Origin of the sequence: Pedobacter jeongneungensis (assembly GCF_039538295.1) — a bacterium.
Taxonomy (GTDB): Bacteria; Bacteroidota; Bacteroidia; order Sphingobacteriales; family Sphingobacteriaceae; genus Pedobacter; species Pedobacter jeongneungensis.
In genome coordinates, this window is the sequence record NZ_BAABBY010000001.1 from 626,577 (window position 1) to 643,341 (window position 16,765).

The window sequence follows — 16,765 nt, forward strand, 5'->3', positions numbered from 1 at the left end:
ACGAATCCTCGGTCTGTGTTCGCACAGACTTTGTTCCTCGGTTTGTGTCTCCATAGACCGAAACAAAGAAATTAGTGGTCTGTGAAGACACAGACCACGGAGAAGGAGACACAGACCACGGCGATAAGAGTAGAATGGATTAAATAATACTAACCACAGATAAGAAGGATGCACACAGATACAAATCCGTGTTTATTCCCACCTGAACGGACGGGCAGGTATTAAATCCGTGGTTAAAAAACATTGGTCTGTAGCATGCAGACCATGGCAAACAGAATTTTAAATTCAGTTTTAGTAAGTTGTTTAACCGGTCTGTGCCTCGCACAGACTGGAAATGACTTTAAATTTTATAATCATCCTCGTTTGTCACAAAGTGATTTCTTAGGAACAACGAGGAAGAGTGAGAACGGCGATGGTATCGCCACAAGATTAACCTGATAAAAACCAAATATCCTCATGAATATCGAGCAGAACCAAATAGAAAAACACAACGACTCCCTTTTAACTTCACACCAACGCAAACTGGCCTTTTTAAAAGAAGATTGGTCGCACGTTGACCTCGAAAGTGTCATCCAAAAACTGGTCGATTTTCAGATTGCCATCCCAAGCTGGGCATTGGGTACCGGCGGAACCCGTTTTGGCCGTTTTGCTATTACCGGTGGTGAGCCACGTACCATTGAAGAAAAAATTGAAGATGTGGGTTTACTGCATGCCCTTAACGGTGCAAGTGGTGCCATTTCACTCCACATTCCATGGGATATCCCTCAAAATGCCGAAGCTTTAAAAACTTTAGCTGCTAGTTATGGTTTAAAGTTCGATGCCATGAACTCCAATACCTTTCAGGATCAGGCAGGTTCTGCACACAGCTATAAATTTGGTTCATTACAAAATGTGAATAAAGACATTCGCAAACAGGCTATTGAACATAATATCGAAGTAATCAAACATGGTATTGCACTGGGATCGGATGCTTTAACCGTTTGGCTTGCCGATGGTTCTTGTTTCCCCGGACAGCTTAATTTCCGTAAAGCTTTTGAAAACACCCTGGAGAGTTTACATGAAATTTATTCAGCCTTGCCAGAAAACTGGAAAATATTTGTAGAGTACAAAGCTTTCGAACCCAATTTTTATTCAACTACCGTTGGCGATTGGGGGCAATCGTTGCTTTACGCAAGCAAACTGGGTAAAAAGGCTTATACTTTGGTTGATTTAGGTCACCATTTGCCTAATGCGAATATCGAACAGATTGTCGCCTTGCTCTTAATGGAAGGGAAATTAGGTGGTTTCCATTTCAACGATTCTAAATATGGCGACGACGATTTAACCGCAGGAAGCATCAAACCATATCAATTGTTCTTAATTTTTAATGAACTGGTTGAAGGTATGGATGCAAAAGGCATGAACCATGCAAAAGATCTGGGCTGGATGATTGATGCTTCGCATAATGTGAAAGATCCTTTAGAGGATTTATTGCAATCTGTTGAAGCCATTATGATTGCCTATGCACAAGCTTTATTAGTAGATAGAAAAGCATTAAACGAAGCACAGGACAATAACGACGTGGCCAAAGCGCAGGAAATTTTACAACATACTTTCCGTAGCGATTTGAGGGCCTTGGTAGCCGAAGCCAGGTTAAGATCCGGTGCAGCATTATCGCCAATTGGTTTATACCGTGATTTAGAAGTAAGAAATAATTTAGTTAATCACCGCGGAAATACTGTTGCCACAGGTTTATAAATAGGAGAATAAAATGCCAAAACCTGTTATTGCCATATTTGATGTTGGGAAAACGAATAAAAAACTCTTTCTGATCGACGAAAACTACCAGATTGTTTACGAACGCTCTGCACGTTTTGTAGAAACAGTTGATGAAGATGGAGAACCCTGCGAAAACCTCGAAAGCCTCCGTTCTTCCGTTTACGATTCCCTGCATCAGGTTTTGCAGTTAAAAGAATTTGATGTTAAAGCCATTAATTTTTCTACCTATGGTGCCAGTTTTGTGTACCTGGATGAAAATGGTGAACCTTTAACACCACTTTATAATTATTTAAAAGAATATCCCGAAGAGCTTAAACAAGCTTTTTATGCAAAATATGGAGGGGAAGAGAAGATTTCATTAGAAACAGCCTCACCAATTTTGGGCAGCTTAAACTCGGGCATGCAACTTTACCGATTAAAGCATGAGAAGCCCGAAATATTCCAAAAAGTGAAATGGGCTTTACACCTGCCTCAATATTTAAGTTATCTGATTTCTGGCAAGGCCGTGGCCGATATCACCAGTATTGGCTGCCATACCCAGCTTTGGGATTTCGGTAAAAACCAATACCACAATTGGGTTTCTGCAGAAAAAATAACAGAGAAATTTGGTGAATTTACCCCGGCAGATTCGAGCTTAAACACCAATTTTGAAGGCAGCAGCGTAAAAGTTGGTGTTGGACTGCACGACAGTTCTGCAGCTTTAATTCCTTACCTGGCTAATTTTAACACGCCATTTGTACTCATTTCTACAGGAACCTGGTGCATCAGTTTAAATCCTTTTAACCAACAGCCTTTAACTGCCGGAGAGTTAAAACAGGATTGTTTGTGTTACATGCATTATAAAGGCAAAGCAGTTAAAGCTTCGCGTATTTTTGCCGGTTACGAACATGAAGTACAGCTAAAGCGGATCGCTGAACATTTTGACCGTGCAGCATACCTGTTTAAACACCTCAAGTTCAATCCATCAATGATTTTAAAACTGGCGAATAAAATTCCCGAAAACCAACAGGAACAACAGGGTTTTTCTGCAAGTTCTGCCTTCCCAGACCGCGATCTGAATCTTTTCCAGACAGCAGAAGAAGCTTATCATCAGTTAATTTTTGACCTGATTAAACAGCAGATTTATTCATTAAAATTAATTTTAAACGCTGGTGTAAGAAGAATTTTTGTAGATGGAGGTTTTGGTAAAAATGCCATTTATATGCATTTACTGGCTACTTCTATTCCCGATATTGAGGTTTATGCTTCCTCCGTTTCGCAGGCTACGGCCATTGGTACCGCACTGGCGATAAATGATGCCTGGAATGAAAATCCGGCACCGACAGATATGATCCAGCTAAAATATTATTCTGCCATTCAGCGTAGCTTAGATTTTTAGGAATTTGCCTATATTCGAAATCCCTGTACCAATGTAACCATTTTGAAACCAGAAGACTTAATCCCCTATATCAAAGTTGATGAATATTCATCAACGCCAAAATATAAGCAGTTAACCAACGCTATTTTGGCCGCTATTGAAAGTGGTAAATTACTGAAAAATAGTTTGTTGCCTTCTATAAACGAATTGAGTTTCAGTTTGGAAATGTCGAGAGATACCGCTGAAAAGGGATACCGCAACCTTCGAAAGCTTGGTGTAGTAGATTCAGTGCCAGGTAAAGGCTATTTTATCATAAATACCGATTTTTCGCGTAAATTAAAGGTTTGTTTGCTTTTTAATAAGCTCAGTACCCACAAAAAAATCATTTACGATTCCTTCACCAAAACCATTGGCGAACGTGCCGCAATAGATTTTTACATCTATAACAATGATTTTGCGCTGTTCAAAAAGATGATTGTGGCTAAACGCGATGATTATTCGCACTTCGTTATTATTCCGCATTTTCTGGAAGGCGGCGAAAATGCCCACGAAATTATCAATACTATCCCAAAGGAGAAGCTTGTGATCCTCGATAAATTGCTGCCCGGTATCACCGGAGATTACGCTGCGGCTTACGAAAACTTTGCACAGGATATTTATGCAGCTTTAGAACAAGCTTTAGACCGACTTTCTCATTATCGCACCTTAAAAATTATTTTTCCGAAGAACAGTTATTTTCCTCATGAGATATTAACCGGTTTTTACAGGTTTTGCCAGCAATATGCTTTCGACCATAAAGTAATCCATAACATTAAAGACGAAGAAATTAACCCGGGAGAAGTTTATATCAACCTGATGGAAGATGATCTGGTAATGCTTATTGAGCGTTTAATTGCTCAAAAACTTAAAATTGGTATAGATGTTGGCGTAATTTCTTATAACGAAACCCCGTTAAAAAGGATCATTTTAGATGGAATTACCACCATTTCTACTGATTTCAGCAGACTTGGCGCACAAGCGGCAGAGTTTATTCTCAGTGGAAAAACCGAAAAAGTTGAAGTCCCTTTTTATTTGAATTTGCGAAAGTCGCTGTAAACTAGGAGAGCCGTCATTTCGAGCGCAGCCGAGAAATCTATCCATATGGCACATAAATCTTTCCCCGACTATAAGGGTAGGCATTTTACTATGCTCCAGTTCAGATGACTGTCCTTCTGCTGAATCTGTCAATGGATAGTATCGTTAAAGACTTCTAACGGTTGGTAAATGATAAGGAATTGTCGTTCAGCTTTTTTACATATTTTACCAGGCTTTATAAATCATATTCGTTTGGAAGTTGTTATCTAATTAGCTAACTTTGTGTTGGCTTAAATTTGGTTAATGAACGAAGAATTTATCAGAGACATTTTCTATTTTGAAGAGTATTATTTGGATTTTTACGAGAAGCTTAAACCTAACGTAAAGAAAAAATTCAACTGGACATTACAATTAATCGCTACGCTTGAAAAAATTCCTGAAAAATATTTTAAGCACATCACGGGATCTACAGGACTTTTTGAAATTAGAGTTGAAGTTGGTTCAGATATTTTTAGGGTGTTCAGTTTTTTTGATAAAGGAAAACTGATCATACTTGTAAATGGCTTTCAGAAGAAGACACAAAAAACACCTAAAAATGAAATTGAATTAGCGGAGAAACTTAAAAAGAAATATTTTGATGGAAAAGAAAAAGAATAAATTGACATCATTTGCTGATCATTTGGACAACGAATACGGTAAGCGAGGGACAGAAAGCAGAGAGAATTACGAACAGGAATTCGAGAGTTTTAAACTCGGCGCAATGCTACAAGAACTTCGCAAGGAAAAAGGAATGACACAGGAGCAACTTGCTGAAAAATGCGGGACTACAAAAACCTACATCTCCAGAATCGAGAATAATGCAAGTGACATTAGACTTTCAACTTTAATGAGGATTATTAAAGTTGGATTAGGTGGGCACTTGAATCTAAACGTGAGTTTATAAAACAAAATACCCTATTTCAGTTTAAATGAGTGAACAGGTAACCGCGCAACAGCTTTCAGATCAACATCCCTACGATTATATTTTAAAGGATTTTAACCTGAAAGATCTGAGTCAGGTGGTGATTCTGAAGCATTTAAATAGATTGATCCATACCGATGTTAAGGGTTTTTACCAGCTTTATCCTGAACAGATTGAATTGGATTATGCAGCCTTTAGCGATGAAACTTCCGAACTTTTCTTTCCAATTGTTCAGGTACAGCAGCACCCAAATTCGGTAAAACTTTCTTGTCGTTGCGCTACACCAAAAAATAAACTCTGCGAACACCAGGCGAGGGTTTTATACAACATTCTTCAACGGCAGGAACTGCTGATTTTTTTCGATGCTAACCTGCGCAGGCAAAAGCTTGCTAAAATTGCGGTTGATTACGGATTGGAAAAGGAAGAAAAACTCGATCTGCTGTTTAACCTCCAGTACGAAAACGGTGAGGTAGATATCCGCCCAAAAATGGATGCCCTGCAGCCCTTTAATAAAGAAGCGCAGCAAAATCTGCAGGAACTTTTACTGCCGCCAGCGAAACCTAAAGTAAAACTACAGTCTAAAAACGATCAGAGTAAAATGATCCTGGTTTTGGGTCAACACCGCTATTACAATAATCTGGTTGTAGAACTCTTCGAAGCCGAAACCACTAAAAGTGGTAAGGTTAAAAATCCCATTAAAAGCGTTAATCCCAATGAGCTGCTTTTTAAAACCGATAACCATGACCTGGTGAAATTTTATAGCGGCATTACTACTTTTCAGCAGAATTACAATACCGATCAGAATGAAGTAGAAATAGAAGCTTTGAGGGCGATTGTAAAAAATCCTCAGCAAATTCCATTTTACCTGCAGGACAGTAAACAGTCGTCTGCTATCCAGGCCTCAACCATTATGCCTGTAAAGGTTCATTTATTGGAGGTAGATTTAAGACTTTCCGTAAACCAGCGCGATGATTATTATGAAATTACAGGTAGGTTAATTATCGAAGGAAAATCTTACGAACTGGATAATCTGGTATTGGTACACCAATATTTTGTTAAGCTTAAAGATCAGCTTTATTTAATCGGCAGACTGGATTTTCTACGTGTGATCGGGTTTTTCAAAAAGCAGAGCAACCGTTTAATCCTGCACAAAACAAAATATCCCGAGTTTCAAAAAACGATCCTCATTCAATTGGAAGGCAGTATCCATGTCGATTATTCTTATTTAAAACCGGCAACCAAAAGCCAGATCGAAGAAAAAGGTTTCGACCTCGAAAATGAGCAGTTAATTTACCTCTCAGAATCCGAGGATTATATCCTACTTACCCCGGTAATGCGTTATGGGAATCTGGAAATTCCAGTGCTCACTAAAAAGCAAATCCAGGCAAAAGATAAACTTGGGAATGTTTTTAAACTTGAGCGTGATGAAAAGGCCGAACTTCAATTTATTTCCAATGTAATCAGGTCGCACCCACATTTTTATGAGCAAATGGAAAACGATTTCCTGTTTGAGCAAAATAGCTATGATTCCTTTTACCTGCACCGAAAAAGGTTTTTAGAAGCGGGTTGGTTTCTCGAAGTTTTTGAAGTATGGCGAAATAAAGGCATTCATATTTTAGGCTTCAATCAGCTTAAAAATAATAAACTGAGCGAATTTCAGGCTAAAATCAATATTGAGGTGTTGAGTGGAACTGACTGGTTCGAAACCAAAGTGAAAGTGAAATTCGGAAAGCAAGAGGTTGCCTTGAAACTCCTGCATAAATCCATCAGGAACAAAAGTAAATTCGTTACCCTTGATGACGGTACACAAGGAATATTGCCAGATGAGTGGATCGAGAAATTTGCAGCTTATTTTAGCGCAGGTGAACTCACCGAAGAGGCCATTCTTACTCCAAAAATCAAATTTGCATCGATAAACGAACTTTATGAAGATGCTTTACTGGATGGTGAGGTTAAGAATGAACTGAAACTGTACAAACAGAAATTTGAAGGTACTGATGCCATACAGGAGGTGGAGGTGCCAAAAGGTTTAACCGCAACTTTAAGGCATTACCAGAAAGATGGTTTAAACTGGCTTAACTTTCTGGATGATTTTAATTTTGGTGCCTGTTTGGCCGATGATATGGGTTTGGGTAAGACCATACAGATTTTAGCTTTCATTTTATCACAGCGTGAAAAAGTAAAGCACAATACCAACCTCGTGGTGGTTCCGGCATCCTTAATATTTAACTGGAAAGCCGAAGTAGAGAAATTTGCACCATCTATAAAAGTTAAAACCATTTATGCTGGCCAACGCACAAAAACTACGGATACTTTCGACGGTTATGAAATCATTTTAACCTCTTACGGCACATTGCTCTCGGATATTCAATTCTTAAAGAATTACCGTTTTAATTACATCTTTTTAGATGAATCTCAGCTGATCAAGAACCCAGATTCGCAGCGATACAAAGCCGTTCGCATGTTGCAATCGCGTAATAAAGTGGTCATGACCGGTACACCGATCGAAAACAATACCTTCGATTTGTACGGACAGTTGTCGTTCGCTTGCCCTGGACTTTTTGGTAGTAAACAACAATTTGCCGATTTATATTCTACCCCCATCGATCAGTTTAAAGATAGCAGAAGGGCAGAAGAACTGCAGAAAAAAATCAGGCCATTTATTCTCCGCAGAACGAAAGAGCAGGTAGCAAAAGAACTTCCTGATAAAACTGAAATTGTACTTTATTGTGAAATGGGAGAGGAGCAGCGCGAGGTTTACGAAGCAAACAAAAAAGAGATCCAGGATTTTATTTTGGGTAAGCAGGAAGATGATCTGCCTAAAAGCTCAATGCATGTACTGAAAAGCATCACCACTTTGCGCCAGATCTGTAATTCGGCCGCGCTATTGGCCGATGGAAAATCATATTTACAGGCTTCATCAAAAATTGATGTATTGATGGAACAGATTGAAAGTAAGGCCGGAAATCATAAAATTCTGGTTTTTTCTCAATTTGTAACCATGCTCGATCTGATTAAAAAACAATTGGAAAACCGCGGAATCAGGTATGAATACCTCACCGGGCAAACGCGTAAAAGGGAAGAAGTGGTTACCTCTTTCCAGCAGAACGCTGATATTCCTGTTTTTCTGATCAGTTTAAAAGCAGGCGGAACCGGACTTAATTTAACCGAAGCTGATTATGTTTACCTGGTAGATCCCTGGTGGAACCCGGCAGTAGAAAACCAGGCAATAGATCGGGCATACCGAATCGGCCAGCACAAAAATGTAATGGCGGTACGTTTAATCTGTCCAGGTACCATCGAAGAAAAAATTATGAAGTTACAGGCTACTAAAAAAGACCTCGTAAAAGATCTGATCCAAACCGATGGAAATTTGTTTAAAAATTTGACTAAGAAAGAATTACTTGGCTTGTTGAGTTAGGATAAGTTCGTTAAATACACTCGGATTGTCATCCTGAGCCTGCCGAAAGACTTATATTATCCGCTATTGATCCGTGGAGACACGAATAAAGTGCTCCGTTATTATTATAAATAAGGTCCGTCATTTCGAGCGGAGTGCAACGAAGCCGGGAAATCTTTAATGTTGTTTAACATTCAAAGATTTCTCCATTTCGCTACCGATGAAAATCGGTAAGCTTCAGTCGAAATGACGTAATCACTATCCTAAATCCCTACCTCAAACTCATAAGCCAAAAATCCAGGCACATTCAAACTCTTTACAATTTTCCAATCCTTCTTTTCCGCGATAAAATTAGGCTCAGCGAGGCCGGTAGATTTAGCAGCATGGGTGTAGAAATCCATTTTCGCAGGGTGATCTGGAGCACAGGCATTGTATGTTCTGCCAAAGGCATGTTTCTCTAATATTTTAACGGCAATACCTACTGCATCGGTTTGATGGATCAAATTTACTGGCGCTAATCCGTTCGGTACATTACTTTTTCCGGCAAAAAATCTTCCAGGATTACGGTCGGGACCAATTAAGCCTGCAAAACGGATTACCGTGCAATTTTCAGGGTATAATGCTTTCAAAAGCTGCTCTGCAGATAAAACCATTTTGCCCGAATCGGTATCAGGATTAGTTTCGCTATTTTCGTTAACTGTTTTATTTTCATCCGCATAAACACTGGTCGAGCTGATGAGCACTACCTGTTTCGATTTATCTTTCGCTGCTTCTAAAATTGATTTTATCTTTTGAGGATAATCATGAAGCTCAGTCGAATTTCGTTTTGGTGGAATACAGATAAATAAAGCATCGCCCTCAAAAAATGCCGGATCAGCTTCAATGTTTTCTGCCGTAAAATTAACTAAATAAGGCTGTATATTTTCGGCCTGAAGTATGGCTAACTTCTCCTTACTTGTAGTTGAACCTTTCACAGTATAATTTAACGAAACCAGTTTTTTGGCCAAAGCCAATCCAAACCAGCCGCAACCTAAAATAGAAACGGTTTTAATTTTTTGATTCATGGTACTAAATAACGATTAAACAATTTAGAAAGATAGAATTTTATCCGTTTTGGAAATTGAAGGTTCTGTATTTCATGGGGACTTCAGTCCCGCCATTCGCTATAGCCCTCATTGAAAAATTCGGGGCTGTCGCTGCTGTCGGGTTTAAAATGAATGTTTTGTACATAAACGGTTAATATTTGCAATTTTTTGCCCCCTAGCCCCCTGCCCGTTGCAGGCGGGCGGGTGAAGCAGGTACCCTGCAGGGTTGAGGTATCCCGAACTTTCGGGAAAGCGTACCGCAAAACACGGGAACAAACTTTAATTTTAGCACGGATACTGCGCTTCAGAAAAAGAATACGCATTTACCAATTAACTAATAACTATTGAACTAATGAATCAAATAACTATCCTTTACCCAAGTTATAACAAGCCCTGCACCGTGGCTCATAACTTTCCTTTTCGCCCAGTAAAACAGTAGCTTCATCAGCTGCGGTGCGGTAACTATAAAGTGCCGGATTGCCACAGCAAACACAAACCGCATTTACCTTAGTTACATGCTCGGCAATGGCCATTAGGGCTGGCATCGGACCGAAAGGTTTACCGGTAAAATCCATATCCAGTCCGGCTACAATCACACGGATACCCCTAAGAGCCAGTTTATTGCAAACGTCAGGTAATTCATTGTCAAAAAACTGTGCCTCATCTATTCCAACCACCTGGGTATTGGTACCTAATAATAAAATGGCTGATGCACTATCAACCGGGGTAGAATTAATTGAATTAAGATCGTGCGAAACTACCGCAGTTTCGTGGTAACGGGTATCGGTACGGGGTTTAAAAATTTCGACATTCAATTTAGCAATCTGAGCTCTTTTTAACCTTCTGATCAGTTCTTCCGTTTTACCCGAAAACATAGAGCCACATACCACCTCTATACTTCCCGAAAATTCGCCTCTTCTCCTAAAATTTTGTTCGCTAAATAACATGCCCGATTTTTTATTCCCCTATGTTCGCTCTATAATTTTTAAACCGAACAAATATGAGAATTATGTGTTATTTTTGGACACATAGTTACCAACATAAATCGCTAAAAAATTCGTTTTAACTTTATGATGAACCAACAAGATATTTTCAGAAAGATCGGCAATATTTTAACAGAATTAAATGAGCAATACCAGTTTCTCGCTCAAAATCCTCAACAATTGAACGATTTGGAGCTTGAGCTTTTTCTGGCCAATGCCCATTTCCTTACCGATCATGTTAATATCGTCAAAAAACTGAATACCGCAGTAGAAGACAAGGCTCCTCAGGCGGGAAATCATGTTTTGCTGGCCGAACAGAATACCATTATCTTACCAGAAACAGAAAAAAACGTTACTGATGAAAACGCCAGCAAGGCACCTCAGGAACTGGAAGAAATAGCCACCGCTGAGGAAGAGGAAGAACGCATTGATGTAAAACCGGCTCAGGAGATATGGGATGATGAAGTAATTGAAGAAGAAAAGACAGCGTCACTTTTAAATCAGGATTTTTTCAAACCCGATCAGGACGACCATACTTTCGAATTTGTGTTGGGTAACCATGATGAAAACGCAAAGTTTGATTACGAAGCAAAGTCTGTAGAAGAAATTTTTGACCGTCCTTTAAGCAAAGAAGAAGCCGAAATTTTAGCGCAGAAAAAGAAGATACATGAAAAAGAAGCTTCAGCTCCTCAGGAAGATATTTTGCCTGCTGAAGAGGATGAAATTGGTCCGGAGCCTTTTTTAATTCCACATGAAGAGGAAGAGCCGCAGGTAATTGCAAAAGAAGAACCTGTTATAGAAGTAAAACGCGAAGAGCCGGTTGCTGAAGTAAAAAGGGAAGAGCCGGTTGCCGTGGCAAGTCAGCCTATTGAAGCGCTTAGGGACGTAAAGTTGGATGATCCCATTATTTCGCCTCCAGTTGAGCAGGAGCGCCCATTGTTTACCCCAGAAGCCGTTCCTGTAAAACCACCACAGCCCACAGTCTCTAAACCTGCACCTAGTTTAAATGATTTATTGGCAAAAACAAATAGTCAGAATAATGAACCGGTTAAGGCACCAATTGCTGATTTAAAACAGGCCATCAGTTTAAATGAAAAATTACTTTTTATCAGGGAGCTTTTTAATGGCTATAACCTGGCCTATTCTGAAGTGATTGATATCATCAATAGGATGAATAGTTTTGAAGCCGCCGACAGTTATCTTCAACACAATTACGCTGCAAAAAATAACTGGGCCAGTAAACAGGCTACGGTTGATCAGTTTTACGAGTTGCTGAACAGAAGGTTTAGTAAGTAGGCGGGGAACGATAAGCGTTTAGCGGAGGGCGTTTAGAATAAATTTATAATCGTACTATTAAAAAAGTCGTCCTTTCGACTGAAGCGTAGCGAAATGGAGAAATCTAAATTAAAAGCGCTCTTCAAGATAGATTTCCCGGCTGTGGTGCACTCCGCTCGAAATGACATATCTTTAATTTACGCGAAATATCGACTCCAGACTAAAGACTTCGGACTCCAGACTAAATAAATCCCATTCGGTTAGAATCCAGCTTTAAAAAGATAAACAACAGTATTGTAAAACTCCAGAGTGATGATCCTCCGTAACTGATGAACGGCAATGGAATCCCGATTACCGGAATAATTCCGATCGTCATCCCAATATTAATAAAAACGTGGAAAAACAGGATACAAGCTACACTATAGCCGTAAACCCTCGAGAAGGTAGATCGCTGCCTTTCTGCCAGATTGATCAACCTGAGCAATAAAAACATGTATAAGCCAATTACAACCGAACAGCCCATAAAGCCCCATTCCTCACCAATAGTAGAGAAAATAAAGTCGGTACTTTGTGCAGGTACGTAACCATATTTGGTTTGGGTTCCCTGTAAAAAACCACGACCGGTTGCCTGCCCTGAACCAATGGCAATCTGCGATTGAATTACGTTATAACCTGCACCTTTATTATCAGCTTTAAGACCTAACATTAATTCGATGCGGCTCCGCTGATGGGGTGCTAAAATTTTCTCGTAAGCAATTTTAACAACAAATAGGTAAGCAATCGCGACGATGGTAACTAATACGGTAGAAATGATGATTTTTTGTTTTCTTCTGTTATTATAAATAAAAAGTCCGCCGATGGTGGTAAGGATCAGGATTAATACATAAGTTGGTACCAGGAAATCTGCAACGAACAATACAATCATTCCCAAAAATATCAAAAGAAAATAGCCTGATAAACCCTCACGGTACAAAGGGAACATAAAGGCGAGGAAAACCAATGCCGAACCTGTATCGGGCTGTAGCATAATTAATAAGAGTGGAGCAAGTACAATTAATCCTGCAATTACGATCGATTTAATATCCCTGAATTTAGGGTTAAAGGTACTTACGTACCTCGCCAGCAACAATGCAGTACCAAATTTGGCAAACTCTGATGGTTGCAGCCTGAAAGAGCCAATGGGGATCCAGGCCTGGTTTCCGCCCACATTTCGGCCCACAAACAGCACCACAACAAGCAGAAAAAGAGTAGCACCATAAATAAAAGGTGCAAATACATTAAATAAGCGCCCATCAAATAATAAGATGGATAAACCTAATATAAGGCCGGTAATTACATAAATTAACTGTTTGCCATAACTGCTTGCAAAATCGAAACCTGCTGCTTTTTCCGGATTGTAAATGGATGCATAAACATTTGTAAAACCAACTGCGCATAAAGCAATGTAAATGAGGACGGTAATCCAGTCTACATTAAAAAAGAAACGGTTTCCCTGTTGTTGTATCATTTACTTATTGTTTACAGGTTTATTGGTTACAAGTGGTGTGCTTAATTTAGGTTTTGTGGCAACTGTTCGTTTTAATATTGCTGGTTTTATTTTCAAACTGTCTTTTATCCTTTTAACGGAGTCAGCCTTTTTTAAGTTTAAACTGTCTAGTTTAGTTAATTTAACCTTTTTTGTTTTATCAATCAGAGCTGGTAAAAGATTGGTTTCGGAGAATGCTTTTACGGTATAACCATTAGAACGTGGTTTAATGGTATCTGTTAAATATTTTTCTACCATGAAACTCGATATCGGGGCAGCGTAAGAACCTCCAAAACCACCATTTTCTACAATTACGGCAATGGCAATTTTAGGGTTATCCATTGGTGCAAAACCGATAAAAACCGAGTGGTTTTTGCCATGGGGATTTTGTACCGTACCGGTTTTACCACACATTACAATATTGGGTATCTGCGATTCTTTCGCTGTTCCCCAGGGACTGTTAACTGCATCCCGCATCCCATCAATTACAATCGGGAAATATTTAGCATCCACACCAACATAGTTTTTAACTACATATTCTTTCTTTACCACATTTTTATCGCCTATACCTTTAATTAAGTGAGGTTTTAAATAATAGCCACGGTTGGCAATTGCAGCCATTACGTTTGCCATTTGCAATGGGGTAGAGGTAATTTCTCCCTGACCAATGGCCTGAGAAATTACAGTGGTGTAGCCCCAGCGTTTACCATAAATTTTATCGTAATGATCGCCCTGATAAAATATTCCCTTTTTTTCGAAAGGCATATCAATACCTAATTTCTGGCCAAAACCCCATTTAGCAATCTGCTCGTGCCAGTTGGCATAAGTTTGACGTTGGTTTTTCATGCCGTTTTTGGTAATGATGCTTTGAAAAACATGGCAAAAATAGGTGTTGCAAGATCGTGCAATACCGCGTTGCATGTTAATGGTGCCATCTACGTGCTCGCACTTTACTTTATGGTTTCCGGCCATATAATAACCCGGACAGAAGAATGTCGTATTTGGGTCAATTGCCCCAGCCTGAAGCGCCACAAGGGCATCAACCGGTTTAAATGACGATCCTGGAGAATATTGGCCTGCAATTGGCCTCACAATTTGCGGACGGTAAGGATTTGCAATTAAACTCATGTAGTTTTTCCCCCAATCTTTACCCACCAGTTGGTTAGGGTCGTATCCCGGGCTGCTTACAAAGGCGAGGATTTCTCCGGTTGAAGGTTCGATGGCAACAATGGCACCTACCTTATTTTTCATTAATTCTTCGCCGAGGCGCTGAATCCTGATGTCTAAGGAAGAGATTAAACGATCTCCTGCTACTGCATTTACATCATATTTTCCGTTGGCGTAGCTGCCCTGGGCGATGTTTTTAGCATCATAAAGTATCCTTGTTTCGCCTTTTTCACCACGTAAAAAATCTTCATAAGACCGTTCCAGACCACTTTTGCCGATAAAATCGCCTGGTTTGTAATAGCCTTCTGAATTTTCAATATCATTCGGACTCACTTCTTTAACATAGCCGAAAAGTTGTCCGGCAATGCTATCTGGATAATGTCTGATGGTTCTGTCCTGCGTTCTGAAACCCGGGAAACGGTACATGATTTCCTGCAGGCGGGCATAACTCTGCACAGAGATCTGACGTTCGAAAAATGTAGCCTGGTAATTCGACTGCGCCCTTGCTTTTTTCAGCTTTTTGCGAACATCCTCAACAGTAATTTCTAAAGCATTGGCCAATCCAAGGGTATCAAAGGGCTTAACTTCGTTTGGGGTAACCATTAAATCGTAAACGGGTTCGTTCTGCACAATTACCTTCATGTTTCTGTCGAGGATGGCACCACGCGCAGGGTATTTGTAGATTTTACGCAATACGTTACTTTCGGCAGAGCTGAAGGCCTTGTCGCTAATGATCTGGATATAGAATAACTTCCCTAATAAAATCAGGGCGATTACAATAAATAATCCTTGAACGATATATTTCCGGTTAAATAACTGATCCATTAACGTGGTGTTCTTCTATAGAATATAAACTCTACCAATAAAATAATAAGCAGTGTAAAGATACAACTTAAGCCGCATCTCATTAAGGTATAACCTACTTCGGTTAGCCTGAATGTTTCTAAAAAGAACAGCACCAAATGATGTGCAATAACGCAGAGAAAAGCATAAAGTGAAAACCATTGGAAACCCATATAACTTAACGAAGGTTCGGGGTCGTCAATTGCGTCGCGGTTTAAACTTATTGATATAAAAGAAATCCTCACGAAAGCCAATACCACACAGGCCGTAGCATGTACGCCCATGGTATCGTAAAAGGCATCGAGGGTTAATCCTGTTCCGAAAGCCAGTAAATACAATACAATATTTGGAATGCCAAATGGAAGCAGCAGTAAAAACAATACGTAAATAAATGGCGTAGAAAGATCGTAAAAGCCCATATTCTTGAGCAGGAATATCTGCACAAAAAGTAGCAAAAACCACCTGATCACATTTACAATTATGATTCTACTATTCATTCGGTTTAACGATGCCTTCTAAAGCTTTTTGCTCTTCAGCCTTTTTATATTTAACCACATATACATATTGCAATGTGCTAAAATCTGTAAATAAATTCAATTCGCCTGATAAGAAATTATCATTGGTGGCTACATTTGGCTTGCTGATCCTTCCCACCAAAATCCCTTTCGGAAAGGATGCAAAACCGGAAGTAACTATGGTATCGCCCACATACATTTTAATGTGATTGGGTACTTCCTTGATAAATGCCTTTTTGATATCGAAATTACCATCGCCCCAAACCAGCGAGCCCAAAGCGTTATTCTTTTTCAAAGTCACACTTATTTTGGTGTCTTTATGTAAAAGCGACTGGATAGTTGCGAGGTGTTCAGAAACATCACGAATGAAGCCAACCACGCCTTTTTGCGGTGCAATAACGGCCATTCCCGCTTTAATTCCATCTATGCTGCCTTTATTAATCGTCATGATGTTATTGCGTAAAGTAATGGAGTTTTTAATCACTTTAGCGGCCAAATAGGTATAATCCTGATTGGTGAGGGTATCTATAACCTTAACATCTTTGGCGGTATCAACAGTGGTTAAGCTTAACAGTTTACTTTTAAGCTTGGCATTTTCTGCGGCAAGGCTATCATTTACCATCCCTAAGTTTAAATAGCGCTTAAAAACATTTAACCTTTCGTAAGCGGTACCCACAACTTCATTGGTAGAGTTTAGAGTTACGCTGCGCTGATAGGAGTTGTTCTTCACCGTTAGGTAAAGCCCAATAGTAAAAAAGATAATAAACAGGAAAAATGCGTTGTATCTGCTGATGAAAATCCAAAGGTTACGCATTGCTCATG

The 16,765-nt window shown here is 39.5% G+C and carries 13 protein-coding genes; 7 read left to right on the forward strand and 6 right to left on the reverse strand.

What is annotated here, in order from left to right:
• Window positions 1–456: 456 nt before the first annotated feature.
• The 6 genes from ABD769_RS02765 to ABD769_RS02790 all read left to right on the forward strand — a co-directional run bounded on the left by ABD769_RS02765 (window position 457) and on the right by ABD769_RS02790 (window position 8,571).
• Window positions 457–1,737 carry a sugar isomerase gene (locus tag ABD769_RS02765; protein WP_344849201.1) on the forward strand — a complete coding sequence of 427 codons (1,281 nt, stop codon included), beginning with the start codon at window positions 457–459 and terminating at the stop codon, window positions 1,735–1,737.
• Window positions 1,738–1,750: 13 nt separating this feature from the next.
• Window positions 1,751–3,136, forward strand: coding sequence for an FGGY-family carbohydrate kinase (locus tag ABD769_RS02770; protein ID WP_344849203.1), 1,386 nt, complete (start codon window positions 1,751–1,753; stop codon window positions 3,134–3,136).
• 42 nt (window positions 3,137–3,178) lie between these two features.
• Complete coding sequence (locus ABD769_RS02775) at window positions 3,179–4,210, forward strand: GntR family transcriptional regulator (RefSeq protein WP_344849205.1); 1,032 nt, start codon at window positions 3,179–3,181, stop codon at window positions 4,208–4,210.
• 282 nt (window positions 4,211–4,492) lie between these two features.
• Window positions 4,493–4,846 carry a type II toxin-antitoxin system RelE/ParE family toxin gene (locus ABD769_RS02780; RefSeq protein ID WP_344849207.1) on the forward strand — a complete coding sequence of 118 codons (354 nt, stop codon included), beginning with the start codon at window positions 4,493–4,495 and terminating at the stop codon, window positions 4,844–4,846.
• Window positions 4,827–5,132, forward strand: coding sequence for a helix-turn-helix domain-containing protein (locus ABD769_RS02785; protein WP_344849209.1), 306 nt, complete (start codon window positions 4,827–4,829; stop codon window positions 5,130–5,132). Before ABD769_RS02780 ends, ABD769_RS02785 begins: the two co-directional genes overlap by 20 nt.
• Before the next feature lie 25 nt (window positions 5,133–5,157).
• Window positions 5,158–8,571, forward strand: coding sequence for a DEAD/DEAH box helicase (locus ABD769_RS02790; RefSeq protein WP_344849211.1), 3,414 nt, complete (start codon window positions 5,158–5,160; stop codon window positions 8,569–8,571).
• Between the two features lie 242 nt (window positions 8,572–8,813).
• On the opposite strand, the gene ABD769_RS02795 is transcribed toward ABD769_RS02790, so the two are convergent.
• Entirely contained in the window at window positions 8,814–9,614 is an 801-nt protein-coding gene (locus ABD769_RS02795) for an SDR family oxidoreductase (RefSeq protein WP_344849213.1), read from the reverse strand.
• 386 nt (window positions 9,615–10,000) lie between these two features.
• Window positions 10,001–10,582 (reverse strand): thymidine kinase, encoded by a 582-nt coding sequence (locus ABD769_RS02800; RefSeq protein ID WP_344849215.1) that lies wholly within the window; start codon window positions 10,580–10,582, stop codon window positions 10,001–10,003.
• 123 nt (window positions 10,583–10,705) lie between these two features.
• Here ABD769_RS02800 and ABD769_RS02805 point away from each other — a divergent pair, with 123 nt between their 5' ends.
• Entirely contained in the window at window positions 10,706–11,914 is a 1,209-nt protein-coding gene (locus tag ABD769_RS02805; protein WP_344849217.1) for a hypothetical protein, read from the forward strand.
• 220 nt (window positions 11,915–12,134) lie between these two features.
• Here the strand turns inward: ABD769_RS02805 and rodA are convergent, their stop codons facing one another.
• Genes rodA through mreC form a run of 4 tightly spaced genes read right to left on the reverse strand, consistent with a single transcriptional unit; the run spans window position 12,135 to window position 16,757 of the window.
• A complete protein-coding gene (rodA, locus tag ABD769_RS02810) occupies window positions 12,135–13,400 on the reverse strand; it encodes a rod shape-determining protein RodA (protein WP_344849219.1) in 1,266 nt (421 codons plus the stop codon).
• A complete protein-coding gene (mrdA, locus tag ABD769_RS02815) occupies window positions 13,401–15,410 on the reverse strand; it encodes a penicillin-binding protein 2 (RefSeq protein ID WP_344849221.1) in 2,010 nt (669 codons plus the stop codon). It lies immediately after the preceding gene.
• Complete coding sequence (locus ABD769_RS02820) at window positions 15,410–15,925, reverse strand: rod shape-determining protein MreD (RefSeq protein ID WP_183762780.1); 516 nt, start codon at window positions 15,923–15,925, stop codon at window positions 15,410–15,412. Before ABD769_RS02820 ends, mrdA begins: the two co-directional genes overlap by 1 nt.
• Window positions 15,918–16,757 (reverse strand): rod shape-determining protein MreC, encoded by an 840-nt coding sequence (gene mreC / locus ABD769_RS02825; protein ID WP_344849223.1) that lies wholly within the window; start codon window positions 16,755–16,757, stop codon window positions 15,918–15,920. The genes ABD769_RS02820 and mreC overlap by 8 nt, the downstream gene beginning before the upstream one ends.
• Window positions 16,758–16,765 lie beyond the last annotated feature (8 nt).

What these genes read in the sequence shown, in the direction of transcription:
- ABD769_RS02805 (WP_344849217.1), top strand. Translation starts at nt 10,706, where the DNA reads ATGATGAACCAACAAGATATTTTCAGAAAGATCGGCAATATTTTAACA.
- ABD769_RS02785 (WP_344849209.1), top strand. Translation starts at nt 4,827, where the DNA reads ATGGAAAAGAAAAAGAATAAATTGACATCATTTGCTGATCATTTGGAC.
- ABD769_RS02790 (WP_344849211.1), top strand. Translation starts at nt 5,158, where the DNA reads ATGAGTGAACAGGTAACCGCGCAACAGCTTTCAGATCAACATCCCTAC.
- ABD769_RS02780 (WP_344849207.1), top strand. Translation starts at nt 4,493, where the DNA reads ATGAACGAAGAATTTATCAGAGACATTTTCTATTTTGAAGAGTATTAT.
- ABD769_RS02770 (WP_344849203.1), top strand. Translation starts at nt 1,751, where the DNA reads ATGCCAAAACCTGTTATTGCCATATTTGATGTTGGGAAAACGAATAAA.
- ABD769_RS02800 (WP_344849215.1), bottom strand. Translation starts at nt 10,582, where the DNA reads ATGTTATTTAGCGAACAAAATTTTAGGAGAAGAGGCGAATTTTCGGGA.
- mrdA (WP_344849221.1), bottom strand. Translation starts at nt 15,410, where the DNA reads ATGGATCAGTTATTTAACCGGAAATATATCGTTCAAGGATTATTTATT.
- rodA (WP_344849219.1), bottom strand. Translation starts at nt 13,400, where the DNA reads ATGATACAACAACAGGGAAACCGTTTCTTTTTTAATGTAGACTGGATT.
- ABD769_RS02820 (WP_183762780.1), bottom strand. Translation starts at nt 15,925, where the DNA reads ATGAATAGTAGAATCATAATTGTAAATGTGATCAGGTGGTTTTTGCTA.
- mreC (WP_344849223.1), bottom strand. Translation starts at nt 16,757, where the DNA reads ATGCGTAACCTTTGGATTTTCATCAGCAGATACAACGCATTTTTCCTG.
- ABD769_RS02765 (WP_344849201.1), top strand. Translation starts at nt 457, where the DNA reads ATGAATATCGAGCAGAACCAAATAGAAAAACACAACGACTCCCTTTTA.
- ABD769_RS02795 (WP_344849213.1), bottom strand. Translation starts at nt 9,614, where the DNA reads ATGAATCAAAAAATTAAAACCGTTTCTATTTTAGGTTGCGGCTGGTTT.